The following is an 896-nucleotide window of genomic DNA, read 5'->3' as shown; positions in this document are numbered from 1 at the left end:
GACGAGCGCACGCACCGGGAGATCCGGGGACGGGACCTGCGCACGTTCAAGCAGCGGGCACTGGACCACTGCGCGGAGGCCGGGCTGACCGTCACGCTCGTCGCCGCCGTCGAGCGCGACCTGAACGAGCACGAGCTCGGCGCGATCGTCGAGTACGGCATCGACCACCCGGCCGTTCGTTCGGTGGCCTTCCAGCCCGTGACCCACTCCGGCCGCCACGTGGAGTTCGACCCGCTGCGCCGGCTCACCAACCCCGACGTCATCCGGCTCATCACCGAGCAGCGGCCGGGCTGGTTCGCCAAGGGCGACTTCTTCCCCGTCCCGTGCTGCTTCCCCACCTGCCGCTCCATCACCTACCTCCTCGTCGACGGCGAACCGGGCAACCGCACCGTCGTACCGATTCCGCGGCTGCTGAACGTCGAGGACCACCTCGACTACGTCACCAACCGGGTGATGCCCGACGCCGGTGTCCGGGCGGCCCTGGAGAAGCTGTGGTCGGCTTCGGCGTTCATGGGTACGGAGACGACCGAGGACCAGCTCCGCGCCGCCGCCGAGGCGCTCGACTGCGCGGACGCCTGCGGCATCGACCTCCCCGAGGCCGTGAAGAACCTCGACGACAAGGCGTTCATGATCGTCATTCAGGACTTCCAGGACCCCTACACCCTGAACGTCAAGCAGTTGATGAAGTGCTGCGTCGAGGAGATCACCCCCGACGGGCGGCTCATCCCCTTTTGCGCGTACAACTCCGTCGGCTACCGCGAGGAGGTTCGTGCCGAGCTGTCCGGGGTACCGGTCGCCGACGTCGCCCCGAACGCGACCCCGCTGGCCGACCGCCTTACCACCACACCGTACGGGTCCAAGACCGCCCGCACCACGGACCCGGAGGCCACCGCGTG

1 protein-coding gene and 1 pseudogene (both only partly in view) are annotated in these 896 nt (G+C 69.2%); both read left to right on the top strand.

Translation table 11 applies throughout. The features are described 5' to 3' along the window. A pseudogene (locus tag HPT28_RS26420) lies at nucleotides 1-896 on the top strand (radical SAM protein); its annotated part runs 37 nt beyond the window's last position; the annotation flags it as partial. Further along, nucleotides 894-896 carry part of the coding region annotated (locus HPT28_RS26415) for a methyltransferase domain-containing protein (RefSeq protein ID WP_308119537.1) on the top strand (this coding region is incomplete at its 3' end). The annotated region continues 357 nt past the right edge of the window, so 3 of the 360 annotated nt are shown. The pseudogene HPT28_RS26420 and the gene HPT28_RS26415, both read left to right, overlap by 40 nt.

The sequence above is a fragment of the Streptomyces sp. JJ38 genome, from assembly GCF_019303475.1.
GTDB lineage: Bacteria > Actinomycetota > Actinomycetes > Streptomycetales > Streptomycetaceae > Streptomyces.
This window is presented reverse-complemented; position numbering and strand designations above follow the sequence as displayed.